The organism is Sneathiella sedimenti (assembly GCF_017313765.1).
GTDB classification, from domain to species: Bacteria; Pseudomonadota; Alphaproteobacteria; order Sneathiellales; family Sneathiellaceae; genus Sneathiella; species Sneathiella sedimenti.
Window position 1 is genome coordinate 142,917 of sequence record NZ_JAFLNC010000001.1, and the last position, 13,656, is coordinate 156,572.

At 53.3% G+C, this 13,656-nt stretch carries 10 protein-coding genes; 7 read left to right on the forward strand and 3 right to left on the reverse strand.

Annotated elements, in window-relative coordinates; translation table 11 throughout:
• The gene (locus tag J0X12_RS00725) at positions 1-1,230 is read left to right on the forward strand and encodes an imelysin family protein (RefSeq protein ID WP_207040950.1); all 1,230 of its coding nucleotides are present in this window, start codon (positions 1-3) and stop codon (positions 1,228-1,230) included.
• A 17-nt stretch (positions 1,231-1,247) separates the two neighbouring features.
• Positions 1,248-2,645: a di-heme oxidoreductase family protein gene (locus J0X12_RS00730; RefSeq protein WP_207040953.1), complete on the forward strand. Its 1,398-nt coding sequence runs from the start codon at positions 1,248-1,250 to the stop codon at positions 2,643-2,645.
• Here the strand turns inward: J0X12_RS00730 and J0X12_RS00735 are convergent.
• Positions 2,642-3,823 carry an MFS transporter gene (locus J0X12_RS00735; protein ID WP_273543362.1) on the reverse strand — a complete coding sequence of 394 codons (1,182 nt, stop codon included), beginning with the start codon at positions 3,821-3,823 and terminating at the stop codon, positions 2,642-2,644. The genes J0X12_RS00730 and J0X12_RS00735 overlap by 4 nt on opposite strands.
• Before the next feature lie 281 nt (positions 3,824-4,104).
• Here J0X12_RS00735 and J0X12_RS00740 point away from each other — a divergent pair, with 281 nt between their 5' ends.
• Positions 4,105-4,587 (forward strand): MarR family winged helix-turn-helix transcriptional regulator, encoded by a 483-nt coding sequence (locus tag J0X12_RS00740; protein ID WP_207040957.1) that lies wholly within the window; start codon positions 4,105-4,107, stop codon positions 4,585-4,587.
• Here J0X12_RS00740 and J0X12_RS00745 read toward each other — a convergent pair.
• The gene (locus J0X12_RS00745; RefSeq protein WP_207040959.1) at positions 4,584-5,468 is read right to left on the reverse strand and encodes a DMT family transporter; all 885 of its coding nucleotides are present in this window, start codon (positions 5,466-5,468) and stop codon (positions 4,584-4,586) included. The two genes, J0X12_RS00740 and J0X12_RS00745, sit on opposite strands and share 4 nt — an antisense overlap.
• Positions 5,469-5,678: 210 nt before the next feature.
• On the opposite strand from J0X12_RS00745, the gene J0X12_RS00750 reads away from it, so the two are divergent.
• The 4 genes from J0X12_RS00750 (at position 5,679) to J0X12_RS00765 (ending at position 9,806) form a co-directional block, all read left to right on the forward strand.
• Entirely contained in the window at positions 5,679-6,683 is a 1,005-nt protein-coding gene (locus J0X12_RS00750) for a metal-dependent hydrolase (protein WP_207040962.1), read from the forward strand.
• Positions 6,684-6,852: 169 nt separating this feature from the next.
• Positions 6,853-7,554: a high frequency lysogenization protein HflD gene (locus J0X12_RS00755; protein ID WP_207040963.1), complete on the forward strand. Its 702-nt coding sequence runs from the start codon at positions 6,853-6,855 to the stop codon at positions 7,552-7,554.
• Positions 7,555-7,600: 46 nt separating this feature from the next.
• The gene (locus tag J0X12_RS00760) at positions 7,601-8,470 is read left to right on the forward strand and encodes a DMT family transporter (protein ID WP_273543370.1); all 870 of its coding nucleotides are present in this window, start codon (positions 7,601-7,603) and stop codon (positions 8,468-8,470) included.
• A 91-nt stretch (positions 8,471-8,561) separates the two neighbouring features.
• Positions 8,562-9,806 carry a glycerophosphodiester phosphodiesterase family protein gene (locus tag J0X12_RS00765; protein ID WP_207040968.1) on the forward strand — a complete coding sequence of 415 codons (1,245 nt, stop codon included), beginning with the start codon at positions 8,562-8,564 and terminating at the stop codon, positions 9,804-9,806.
• Here J0X12_RS00765 and putA read toward each other — a convergent pair.
• Positions 9,803-13,504 carry a bifunctional proline dehydrogenase/L-glutamate gamma-semialdehyde dehydrogenase PutA gene (gene putA / locus J0X12_RS00770; RefSeq protein ID WP_207040970.1) on the reverse strand — a complete coding sequence of 1,234 codons (3,702 nt, stop codon included), beginning with the start codon at positions 13,502-13,504 and terminating at the stop codon, positions 9,803-9,805. The genes J0X12_RS00765 and putA overlap by 4 nt on opposite strands.
• Positions 13,505-13,656 lie beyond the last annotated feature (152 nt).

The following is a 13,656-nucleotide window of genomic DNA, read 5'->3' on the forward strand; positions in this document are numbered from 1 at the left end:
ATGAAAAAAGCTTACCTTTATGCCGGTATTTCCTGCATCGCACTGGCGCTTGCCTCTGCATCCTATGCATCACAATCCGATCCAATCCGGAATATTTCAAGCTACGCCCTTGATAAAGACGCTGCGGGTTACATTCCCGACTATGATGCTTATCCGGTGATTGCAAACTATGCGGCGCTGGTCGCAGAAAACTACAAGCAGTCACTACTGGATGCAAAAGACCTGCAGGCTGCCATCGGGAATCTGTTGGACAAGCCATCTGAAAACACACTCAACGCAGCCCGGAATGCGTGGCTGAACGCCCGGACAAGTTATCTGCAAACTGAAGCGTTCAGATTTTATGAGGGTCCCATAGATTTTGTAGATGAAAAGACCGGAGAGGAAGGGCCGGAGGGAAGGCTCAATGCCTGGCCGTTAAACGAGGGCTTTATCGACTATGTTGAGGGAAACCCGAAAGCCGGGATCATTAATGACACCTCGATCGAGATCACTGCAACCTCCATTCGTGAAAATGACCAGGTGGAAGATGAGGCCGACGTCACAACGGGCTTTCATGCGATCGAATTTCTCCTCTGGGGACAGGACATGAACCCTACTTCCCCGGGCGACCGTCCCTATACCGACTTTGTTCCCGGGAAGGACAATAATGATCGACGGAGGCTGTATCTGCAGACGATTACCGAGATGCTTGTCGCCGATCTGGATTGGCTGGCAACCGCCTGGAACGCGAGCGATCCAGACAGCTATGCGGCTAAATTCAAAAGTTATTCTGATCGCGAAGCACTTGGCCGGATACTGACCTCACTTGCAACACTGAGCGAGTTTGAGCTTGCGCTGGAACGCATTGCCACCAGCCTGGATAGCGGCGATCAGGAGGATGAACAATCCTGCTTCTCCGACAACACACTCAATGACATTATCTTTGATCAGCGCGGCATCCGGAATGTTTATTTCGGCAGCTATGGTAACGTCAATGGTGCTGGCCTGAATGATCTCATTGGTGACCTCGCGCCGGATCTGAATGATCGCATGATTGCCGCTCTAAACCAGGCGGATGCCGCTATCTCCTCCCTCAACTATCCGTTCGATTCTATTCTCGTGTCGACACCAGGAAGCCAGGCTCGCGCGGAAGCAGAGGCCGTGATTACCGCGTTGCAGGCACAGTCGGATGTGATTAAGGACATCGGCAAGCTCCTTGGCGTTAAAGTCATTGTGCCGACCGGTGGCTAAAAGGAACGGATATCTCCATGAAACAGAAGCTTTGGATCGCCGCAGCGCTGATATTTCCGTTTGTCCTGTTGGCAACTGGCGGCAATGCCGGCTACGACACCAAAGCTCCAATCTCAGCATCCCCGGGCGGCGACACGACGCAGCCGACCCGGGGTAAAAATTCATTTTCGCTGCCTGCGGCGAACATCAACCGCGACCAATTGCGGATTTTTTTCTTCGGCAACAAGCTTTTTAACACGAATTGGGTCATTGCCCCCGCCTCGGTCAAGTCACTGGATGGGCTTGGTCCCACCTTCAACAGGGTTTCCTGCTCAGGATGCCATTTACGGGATGGGCGTGGCCAGCCGCCAACGGAAAAAGGCGGCGAGTTTCTGTCCATGCTTGTCCGGTTGAGCATTCCGGGAGAAAATGAACATGGCGGCCCGAATCCACATCCCGCCTACGGCGACCAACTGAATGATCGGGCAATCACCACTATTCCCGCAGAAGGCCGGGTTATCATTGAACATACCGAAATCCGCGGCCAGTTCGCCGACGGCACCCCCTATTCTCTATTCCAGCCTGATTATCATTTCGCGGACCTCGCTTTTGGCTCTTTGGAGCCCGAAATCATGTATTCCCCCCGTGTAGCGCCTGCAGTTTTTGGTCTCGGTCTACTTGAGGCAATTTCTGAAGAGGATTTGGAGGCGCTCGCGGATCCGGAGGATGCGGACGGCGACGGCATTTCCGGCCGGATCAATCATGTATGGGATCAAGGGGAAAAAGCGCTGCGCACCGGACGGTTTGGCTGGAAGTCAAACGCGGCATCTCTCCTCCACCAGAACGCCGCAGCAGCAGCCGGAGATATTGGCATTACAACGAACCTGTTTCCGGACCAGAACTGCCCGGAAAAGCAGAACGCCTGCCGTCAGGCCTCCCTTGGCGACTCTCCTGAACTTAGCGACGAATTTCTGGACAAGATGACGCTCTATACCCAGACGCTTGCGGTCCCAGCCCGCCGGCATGCGGAAGATCCGGATGTCTTGGCTGGTGAGGCCTTGTTTCGCGATATTGGCTGTGCCGCCTGTCATATCCCGACTTTTGTTACCGGCAACCACCCGACGCTTTCTATCCTCGCAAATCAGACGATCCACCCCTTCACAGATCTCCTGCTCCATGACATGGGCGACGAGTTGGCGGATGGCCGGCCAGATTATGAAGCAACCGGAAGAGAATGGCGGACTGCACCGCTATGGGGAATTGGCCTGGTCGAAGCCGTCAACAAGCATACAAGGTTTCTCCATGATGGCCGTGCCCGCTCAATCGAGGAGGCGATCCTCTGGCACGGCGGGGAAGCGGAAAAGGCGAAGGAATCCTACAGAAATCTGATGGCTTCAGAACGGGGCCAACTGCTGGCTTTTCTGAACTCGCTTTAGCCTTCTTGAGTCGTCTGCAAACGGTCAAAGCGCCATACTCGCCGCCACAAGATCAGGGCCAGTACCAACCCGATTGCGGACAAGGAAGACATAAACAAGAAATTGTAGGATCCGTCCAGTTGATGCAGCCACCCGGCTGCAATGGTGAAGATGCCGAAGAAAACACCCATCGCCAGACTGTCATAAAGACCTTGTGCAGATGCCGATATCGCCGGGGGCACGCGCTTTCCGATATATCCGATGAACGCCATATACAGAAGCGCGAATGTCAGGGCATGCAGTGTCTGGGCAAGGCCTATGATGAGGGGGGAAGATGCGAACGCAAGTAACAGCCAGCGAACCATGCCACCGAGCGCCGCAACCGCTATCATCGGCGTCGCACCGAAGCGGCCAATGAGCCAACCTGATATCGCGAACATCCCGATTTCCGCCACAACACCGATCACCCAGAAAAGGGTGATCTCCGCATTTGTATAGCCAATATTGGCCCAATGGATTGCACTGAAACCATACAGACCGGCATGGGTGGATAAAAGCAGGGAAACCGTTACCACGAAGAGCGGGAAATTCGGCAGCGCGAGCGGCTTGAAAAATGGCGCCTTTCCTTTATCTGGCTCCGTCCGTATTCCCGGCAGGAAGAGAGAGACCAAAAGCAGAAACGCCGCTGTCAGCAGCATCGCCACATATATGGCATCGATCCCATACCAGTCGGCCGTTGCGCCCACGAGCAGAGAAAAAACAATAAAGCTCAAGGATCCCCAAAGCCGGGCTTTTCCGAAATCTATGCCAATGGTTTGCTGCGCACGCAATGTCAGGCCATCGGAAAGCGGCACTGCGGAGGAAAGGGCCGCCCCCGCCGCCCCCCAGATCAGCGCATAGAGCACCCACCCTTCCATGTGAGGGAGTACAATCAAGGCCGCGACAACAAACAAAGCCAGGGCAATCAGGATGCTTTTTCGGTTACCCGTCACATCGGCGATCCAAGAGGTCATGGGCACAAACACCAGCTTGGCCCAATAGGCAGCCCCCATGACGACGCCAACATATTCAATCGAAATATGGTGTTCCAGCCACCTCGGCCAGAGCGGGATCGCAATTCCGTAAACCGAGAAAAAAGCGATATAATAGAGCGACATACGAGAATACGCGGATCGCTTTGAATAGTCAGCAACTACCATAAACTATATGCTCGCTTAAAATGCGGGGTGGCAGCGATGTTTCATCCAACCAAAATGATCAGGAAAGTTATATACCCATTCTATTTTTTGAGAAATTCAATTCCGGAAGTTGAAGACTTTTGCTTTTTTGGCCCCGCATGTCGTTGGTCCAAAAAATTAACATCGAAATCCTGTATGCTTTCTTTGCAGGCCATCGGGTAACATTCAAACTCTAAGTAAATAAGAATTGCAAAATAACGTTTCCCCTCCCCACGCCGCGAAATGACTGATATAGTAATCACATGAGCGCAACCAAAGAAAATGAGAAGTATGACCGGAAGATGGAGCTTCCCTCTTCGGATTTTCGCATCGTTAACTGGATCGGAATCATCAGCCAGTTGACAGATACGAAAATGCGGCAACTACTCGATGGAACTGACGTCCCTCCCCCACAATTCATTCTTCTCAACCATTTCACTCATCAGCCCGATGAGGGCAGGACCGTCTCAGGGATCGCCTGGGCCTTGCAACAACCGCAACCGGGCATAACAAAAACCGTCGCGAAGATGCTTAAAAAGGGGTTTCTTCGCGCAGAAGATAACCCGGCGGATGGTCGCTCGAAGATCCTTTATATTACCAAGTCCGGCACTCAAGCACATGCCAAGGCGAAAGAACGCCTGGAAATTGCTTTTGCAGACACCTTTGAAGGCTGGCGCGAGTGGGAGAAAAAGGACTTCTTCGGGTTTCTCGATCGGCTGAAAACCTCCTTGGACGAGAGCCGCTAAACCTCTGGTTCATTCGCAAGACCGGGCGATTTCTTTGCTGTTCTCAGGTTGATTATCGCCACTCCCGCAAGGGTCAGAACTCCGCCCAACACAAACCGCAGGGTAATCGGCTCTGAGAACAGCATGACGCCAAAGGCAACGCCAAAAATCGGCGCCAGCAAACCAAAGGGCGTCAGCACCGCAATTGGATAACGCTGAATAAGGTAATACCAGCCGCCATGCGCAATAATTGTTGTAACGATAACGACGAAGGCGAGCGCCCCTAACGCTTCCCACCCCATCGACATGACAGACTCCACCTGACCGGACTCCACCGAGAAGGAAAGGAGCATAAGCGGCAAGGCTGAAATCGCACCGATCCAGGCCTGCATTGACATTGTTCGGACATTCTGGATTTGTCGCATCAAAATGAGGCCGACCGACATGAATAGCGCCGCAATCGCAACCAGGATAACTCCTTCAAGCTGATTGAAAATCACGGGATCAAAGCCGAGAACCATGACCCCGCCAAACGCCATAATAATACCCAATATACGTCGCCAGCCGATTGTTTCCTTGAGCAGGATGACTGCCAGGATCACAGAAAATGGCGCAATGAGCTGACTTGTAATAGCAACCGCCGTGACACCGCCAGCAGCAAAAATACCAAGATACAGAAAGGTAAAGTGAAAAACGCCAACAGTAATGGCAATCCAGAAAATCGGCTTCATCCGGCCCTTGATGATTCTCAGGAAAGGCGACAACAAAATCGCCACCAGCAAAAATCGCAGCGCCGTAAAAAAGAGCGGTGGAAAATGATCAAGTCCGACCTTGGACGCAACGAATGAGAACCCCCATATCGCACTGATAACAAGGGCCATTGCAATATGTGGTAAGGACATAGGATGATCTTTCCGGGCTAATATCTAGGCCATTTCGGGATAATAATGGCAGTAAAAATTCTATATTCGGCAGATAACTATTGATCTATCCTTTGCGCTACCCCGTAGCTGTGAGTATTACTTTATCACAGGTTAGGCGCCGGAAAACAATTCGGAAGTTGAAAACAGCGACTGAACCGGTAAATAATCACGCAAAGATACAGGAATAAAATGGATTCAGTGACGCAGTTTGTATTGGGCGCAAGCATTTCCGGCGCATTGTTGGGCCCACGCATCGGCCCAAAGGCATTGCTAATCGGTGGAATTGTCGCAACCTTACCGGATCTGGATAGTTTCGTTCCGCTTGATGATGCCATTGATAACATGACCTATCATCGCGGGTTCAGCCATTCGGTGATCGTCCAAACGGCACTGGCCCCGTTTATCACCTTTGCAATTGGCAAAATTGCCCCGTCAAGCTGGCAACATAAGAAAATACTGTTTCTTACTGTCTGGCTGGCGCTAATCACCCATAGCCTCCTGGATTCACTAACCACCTACGGCACGCAAATCCTCTGGCCACTGGAAATCGGCCCCCCTGTTGCCCTGCCGTCTGTTTTTATTATCGATCCGATTTATACGCTGCTTTTGCTGACCGGAATCGCGGCAATATTCCTGGCGCGACGCAAACCGGGCGGCGGATATCGAATGAACCGCATTATGCTGGGGCTTAGTTGTGCCTATCTCGCGGTCGGATTGACCGGTAACACGATCATTTCCAGCCGAGCCAGCGCTGACCCCGTCTTTCGGGACATGCGCATTCATGTTCAACCGACGGCCTTTAACCTTCTGGTTTGGCAGGTCACAGCTGTTTCAGAGGATAAACTGGCAACCGGATTGACCAGCCTCGTCAATAATTGCGGAATGCACAATCTGGTCACGGTCCCACGCCATCAAATTCCACCCGGAGTAAAGGATATCCCGCCGTCAGTGAAGAGACTGGAATGGTTTACAGATGGATTTTACTCCTACGGTGAAAAGGATGGCTCTCAGACGATTACTGATCTGCGGATGGGATTTTATCCGAATTATGTCTTTTCCTTCAAATTTGCGGACAAGTCGACCGATGAGGTGGTGGTTGTTCCCCCAGAACGCATTCGCCTCACCTATACGGAGCGGGCGGACGAGCTGTTTTCGATGATAACTGAAACGTTGAAGGGATGCGACGCAAGCTAGCTGTACTATAGACGCTCCCCCCGCCAAAATTCGGGCACACTATTTACCCACGCGACAAATTAATGCTGGCGATCCTCCATGTCCGAAGGTACTCTCCCTGTACCATGTTGATCCGCGCGGATCAGTCACACGCAATTCCTGTAACAATTACCGCCTCACGGATGTCAGAATGCTTTCGATACTTACTCTCGGGTTTTTAATAGGTATGCGTCATGCACTGGAGGCAGACCATGTCGCGGCCGTCGCCAGTCTTGCATCAGGTAGTAAAAGTATCCGTGAGACGATTTTTCATGGTGCCGTATGGGGACTTGGCCATACCTTGGCACTTATGGCTATTGGCTCTCTCGTCATCGTGATGAATAGTTCGGTGCCGGAGGGACTCGCTCACTGGCTGGAATTTACCGTTGGCGTTATGCTGGTTGTACTTGGTGCAGATGTGATCCGCCGGGTGGTCCGGGACCGGGTGCATTTTCATTTCCATAGACACAGCTCTCAAGGCCGCGCCCATTTGCACGCCCACTCCCATCGCGGTGAAGGTAAGCACGCCAAATCTGCCCATGAGCATACCCACAACAAGAGCCTGACAGCGCGTGTTCTCGCAGTCGGACTCATGCACGGAATGGCAGGTTCCGCCGCGTTGGTAGTGCTTGTTGCCGGAACAATCACGACGACCATGACAGCAATTCTTTATATGGCGCTCTTCGGCTTTGGGTCCATTGTCGGTATGGCGGCCCTGTCCGCCGTGATTGCCGTGCCGTTGCGCTATTCCGCAGCGTCCATGACATGGGCCTATAACGGGGTGCAGGCTGTTGTCGGTATCGGCACCCTGTCACTCGGCCTTTATACCATGTACAGCCTCGGTCTTGCCTAAGTACCAGCTGCAGAATAAAGAGGAAGGACAGGCACTCGCAACCCTGTTGCCTCATGGTGCTCTGTTACTCTCGGTCGTCCTACTCGGCCTTTCCTTTGTTGCTATACGAGCAATCATGGCCGATCAACAAGCCGCCGCGTCGCTCGGGTTTCTCCGATACGGCCTGGCGACACTGATCCTCCTGCCGCTGCTTTGGCGCCGCCGGATTGTCATGCCGCCCTTGAAAATAGTGCTGACGGTGATTCTTCTCGGCATTCTTCAGTTCGGTCTGTTCCATCTATTCGTCAATACCGCATTGAAAGACATTCCCGCCTCCCGTGGCGCTGTTATCTTTGCCCTCATTCCCATCATGACCGTGCTAATCGCGGCAATCTCGGGACGCGATTCCCTCAATAGCATCAAATTGTTCGCGGCAATTCTGTCAATTATCGGCGTTGCGCTCGCCATCGGGGAAAAAGCGTTTACAGCCGACACCGCTTCAAGCAGCTGGCTTGGAGAAACCCTCTTCTTCATGGCCGTCTGCTGCGGGGCAACCTATAATGCCTTTTCCAGCCGCCTGATGCAAAATCGCTCCGTCCTGCTGCTCACCATTATCGGGATGAGCGCCGGAACCATGGTGATTTTTCCCGTTGCGTATAGTGAAGGTATCGGTGAAGTCATGGCGGGATATGACACACGCGATTGGCTCTGGATCCTTTATCTTGCAGGTCCTGCCGCGGCATTCAGCCTTTTCCTCTTTAACTGGGGTCTGCAGCAGCTCTCTCCATCGCAGGCCGCCATTTATGTTCCAATTGCTCCAATCATGGCCGCCGCTTTTGGTGCACTTATATTGGATGAGCATTTGTCCCATCTATTCCTGGTGGGACTCGCCTGTGCCGTTGCAGGGCCGATCATTGTTAATTGGCGGCGTAAATAGCGCGGATTAGTTTTCTATCACAAAATTGAATACACAGCCTTTGTAATAAGGGCTAAGGTCACCTACTGGCAGAATCCGAGAAGGACGTAACATGAAGATAGCCCGCCTTTTCCTGATCTTGTTATTGGCTATGTTTTCCCCGAACGAAAGTTGGGAGGCAAACACCGCTCAGGCAGCGGATGCTGTGTCATTTGGGCCGCGGCCTCTTTTTCTGGTGGATGATATGGATCAGGGGGAATTGAAGGATAAGCTCCTTCAATGCCGGACACAATCCGCCAGGACAACCGACTTTTCCATAGGGCATCGCGGAGCTTCCCTGCAGTTTCCAGAACATACAAAAGAGAGCTATCTCGCTGCGGCGCGCATGGGCGCCGGCATCCTCGAATGCGATGTGACCTTCACCAAAGACAAGGCACTTGTCTGCCGCCATTCCCAGTGCGATCTGCACCTGACGACCGACATTCTCAGCCGGCCGGAATTGGCGGCAAAATGTTCTGTTCCCTTTTCCCCGGCCAGCGAGAATGGCGGCAAAGCTTCGGTGAAATGCTGTGCGTCTGATCTGACCCTTGCCGAGTTCAAGTCACTGAATGGCAAGATGGACGGAGCGAATAAGCAAGCTGAAACCATAGTGGATTACCTAAAGGGCACTCCAGGCTGGCGCACTGACCTCTACGCGTCAAATGGCACCCTGATGACACATCAAGAGAGTATTACGCTGATTGACGGTCTTGGCCTAAAGTTCACACCAGAACTCAAATCCGCCGAAGTCTCGATGCCTTACAACGGAAGTTACAGTCAACAGGACTACGCTAAAGCACTGATTGCGGACTACAAGGCGGCGGGGATTGACCCAAAGCGCGTCTTTCCGCAATCCTTCAATCTGGACGACGTGCTCTATTGGATCGAAAATGAGCCGGACTTCGGCGCGCAGGCAGTTTTTCTTGATGGCCGCTATCGCGGTAACGCGCTTAACCCCGATAATCCGGATACTTTTTCACCGAGCATGAAAGAGCTCTCGGAAAAAAATGTCCGATATATTGCGCCGCCGACCTGGATGCTGCTTGCCGTGAATGATGAGGGCGGGATCGTCCCGTCAGCTTACGCGCAAGAAGCCAAAAAGGCTGGCTTGAAGATTATTACCTGGACGTTGGAGCGTTCCGGCTCCCTCACAAATGGTGGCGGCTGGTACTATCAGACAGTCAAGGAGGCCATTGATAGCGAGGGTGATGTAATGACCGTCCTTGATGTTCTTGCGAAAGAGGTGGGTGTCGTTGGCGTCTTTTCCGACTGGCCCGCAACTACCACATACTATGCGAACTGCATGGGGATTGATTAAGCCTCGTTTGCGGCAAGCAGTTTGGTATTGCCTCCCGATGCCGTCGTATCAATGCAAAGTGCCCGCTCTGCAGTATAAACCTCCCAATCCTCCCCGCCAACGATGAGCGGTATGATGGCACCATCCCGCGCCGCAATTGCCTGGCGGTAACTGCGAAGATCATACTCGCCGGCCGTCAGCGATACCCCAGCCAGAGATGGCAGTCCCGCCACGAGGCCCGGCGTCAGCTTCCCAGTTAGCCGGTCAACAAGACCTTTTCGTTTCTTTTCCATGTCAAAAGCCTTAATCAGGCCTTCTGCCTCATCAGGGGCATCCGCGAGCAGGACACTATTCCCGGTCAGGAGAGCCATGGCTGCCATTTCTATTGCTTCCGTTCCAGCACAGAGAATTACACCACGCCCATGCAGGCTTAGGCGGTTGCTTTCCCCTGTCGGACCCACTAGATCGACTGGGGTTGGATCATAGGATCCTGCCCGTTGAAGCGTTGCGTCGATGATCGTCTGAAGATTTCCATCGAGCTTGCTTGATAATTTCTGCAACACGACCCGGCGATCTTCCTGCCGGTCCCACACGGTTTGTGCATTTTGCAATTCCCGAATAACTGCCTGATGTTCGTCAGAAATCTGGACCTCCGTCCATTCATCTGCGGAATGCGCAGAAGACAAAGCCGACTGCCCGGCTGCCCTTGTAAAACGGTGAAGATAGAATGGACCTCCCGCTTTTGGTCCCGTTCCTGACAACCCCTCACCACCAAACGGCTGGACACCGACAACTGCACCAATCTGGTTGCGATTGACATAGAGATTGCCGACATGGGCCCGGTCGCACACATCCTGGACACGGGTGTCAACGCGTGTATGCAGGCCGAGCGTCAAGCCATAGCCCGTGGCGTTAATCTTCTCGACCACCTTGGTCACATCCTCAGCCTTGAAGGTCGCGATGTGCAGGACAGGACCAAATATTTCTTTTTCCAGTTCCTCTATTCCGCCAATGCGGTAAGCGGCCGGACTGACGAAGCAGCCGGCCCTATCTTCAGACGGAAGCGGTAGTTTCTTGATCAACCGGCCCGCTGCTTCCAGCTTTTTGCAATGCGCCTCAATCATGGATTTGGCCTCTCCGTCGATGACGGGCCCGACATCCACGGAAATATTCCAGGGATTGCCAATTTTGAGTTCCCCCATCGCTCCTTCCAGCATGTGAATGACCTTGTTGGCCACGTCTTCCTGGACATAGAGGACACGAAGTGCAGAGCATCTTTGTCCTGCCGACTGAAACGCCGACGCGACGATATCCCGTACCGCCTGTTCCGGTAATGCGCTTGAATCGACGATCATGGCATTGAGACCGCCAGTTTCCGCAATTAAGGGCGCCTCTGGGTCTGCATTCTCCGCCATGGATCGCGCAATACGCTGCGCCGTTTCCGTTGAACCGGTAAAGCACACACCCTGTATATCAGGATGTGAAGCAAGGGCTGCCCCGGCAACCGCGCCATCGCCCGGAAGGAACTGCAAGACATTGCCCGGAATTCCGGCCTCCCGCATTAGTTCAACAGCCCGTGCAGCAATCAGCGGGGTCTGTTCGGCCGGCTTAGCGATCACTGTATTGCCCGCAACCAGGGCGGCGGCGATCTGCCCGGTAAAAATGGCGAGCGGAAAATTCCAGGGAGAGATACAAACGAAAGGTCCACGTCCTTTTGCCTCTTTCGTTTTCGCGTCCTCCCGCGCACGCAGAGCATAGTATCGGCAGAAGTCGGCGGCCTCCCGCACCTCGGAGATACCGTCCATGAGGGATTTTCCAGCCTCCCGGGCAAGCAGAGACATAAGCTCAACGCGGTTTTTCTCATAGAGGTCGGCGATACGCTCCAGCATCTTCGCGCGATCATCCACCGGTGTTTCGCGCCAGCTATTTACCCCCTCAGTGGCGATTGAAACCGCGTTACGGACATCCTCCGGGGTCGCGTCTATTACGCGGCCAACAATATCCGATCGCATGGATGGATTGCAGACATCCCGCCCCTGCCCTGTCCTTACCTTTCCGCCGATCACAGGCGCGGCCCGCCATGTCGCGCTTTTGAAAGCATTGCGCGCATCGTCGAACTCCGCCAGAACCGACGGGTTTGGGAAATTGATGCCGGCGGAATTACGCCGTCTTGTGCCGTAAAGCACATCCGGGAGGGGGATTTTATCATTTTCTATTGTTGGATAGGCCTTTATGGCGGCAAGCGGATCGCGCACAACCTGCCGTGGCGGGACCTTTTCATCCAGAACCTGGTTCACAAATGAACTGTTTGCGCCATTTTCCAACAAACGACGAACGAGATACGCCAGCAGATCTTCATGAACACCGACGGGCGCGTAAATTCGGCAACGGTTTTTGTTACGCGTCATCACGAGATCATGCAGCCCCTCCCCCATGCCGTGAAGCCGCTGGAACTCGAAGTTTTCCACGCCCTCCGCCATTTCCAGAACGGCGGCAATTGAATGCGCATTATGGGTTGCGAACTGCGGATAGATATAGTCCGTCATGGAGAGCAGTTTTTTCGCGCAGGCAAGGTAGCTGACATCCGTGGCCGCCTTGCGGGTGAATACAGGATAACCGTCATACCCCATCACCTGGGCAAGCTTGATCTCCGTGTCCCAATAGGCGCCCTTGACCAACCGGACCATGATCTTCCGGTCCAGTTTTCTGGATAACGCACACAGCCAGTCGAGAACATAGGTAGCGCGCGGTCCATAGGCCTGCACCACGACGCCAAAGCCATCCCATCCCTTCAAATCAGGGTTGGACAAGACAGCTTCGATAATATCGAGGGAGAGATCGAGACGGTCCGCCTCTTCCGCATCAATGTTAAAGCCCATATTGGCGTTTTTAGCCTGAAAAACGAGGGACGACAGGCGGGGAACCACCTCGTCAAGCACCCGCTTTCTTTGTGTATACTCATAGCGCGGATGAAGCGCCGAAAGCTTTACGGATATCCCCGGGTTGTTGCGGCTCTCCGCATTGGTGCTATGCTCCGAAATGCTGGAGATTGCCTTCGAGTAGGCCATGAAATAGCGCTGTGCATCCTCCGCAGTTCGCGCTGCCTCACCCAGCATGTCAAAGGAATAGGTATATCCCTTTTTTTCCATGCCGCGCGCACGGTTCATCGCTTCCTGAATATCGCGGCCGAGGACGAACTGATGTCCCAGTATCTTCATTGACTGACTGACGGCAGTACGGATGACCGGTTCACCAACCCGTTTCACAAGCTTTCTGAGTTGCCCGACGACATCCAGTGAACTCTCGTCCAGAGGATGCACCACCTTTCCCGTCAACATCAGCCCCCAGGTAGAGGCATTTACCAACGGAGAAGACGAATGCCCTAAATGTCTGCTCCAGTCTGCTGGCGCAATCTTGTCACTTATCAAGACGTCCATGGTCAGTTCGTCCGGCACACGCAAGAGCGCCTCTGCCAGACACATCAGGGCAACCCCCTCTTCTGTCGTGAGACCATATTCACCAAGAAAGGTTTCCATAACGCCCGGATTGTCCGCACGGCGGAGCTCCTCTACCAGCACCACCGCCTGATCGACAATCCGGTCCCGCGTCTCTTTCGAAAGATCGAGATCGTCGATCAGCTTTTGAACGGCCTCCGCCTCATTCGTAAGGTAGTGGGCACGAATATCGGAGCGAAGTTGCAGCAAATTCTTTTGTGCCATGGCTGGCCTCGTGATGAGTTGACAATGGGCGTTAAATTACCGCCGATAATACTCTCAAACTCGAAGGTCATGTGACCAAAGTACGCCAAAATTACTTTATAAAATCAGGATTATCCTCACCTTGATAGCCGAACTTCCTTCATAATTGCCTG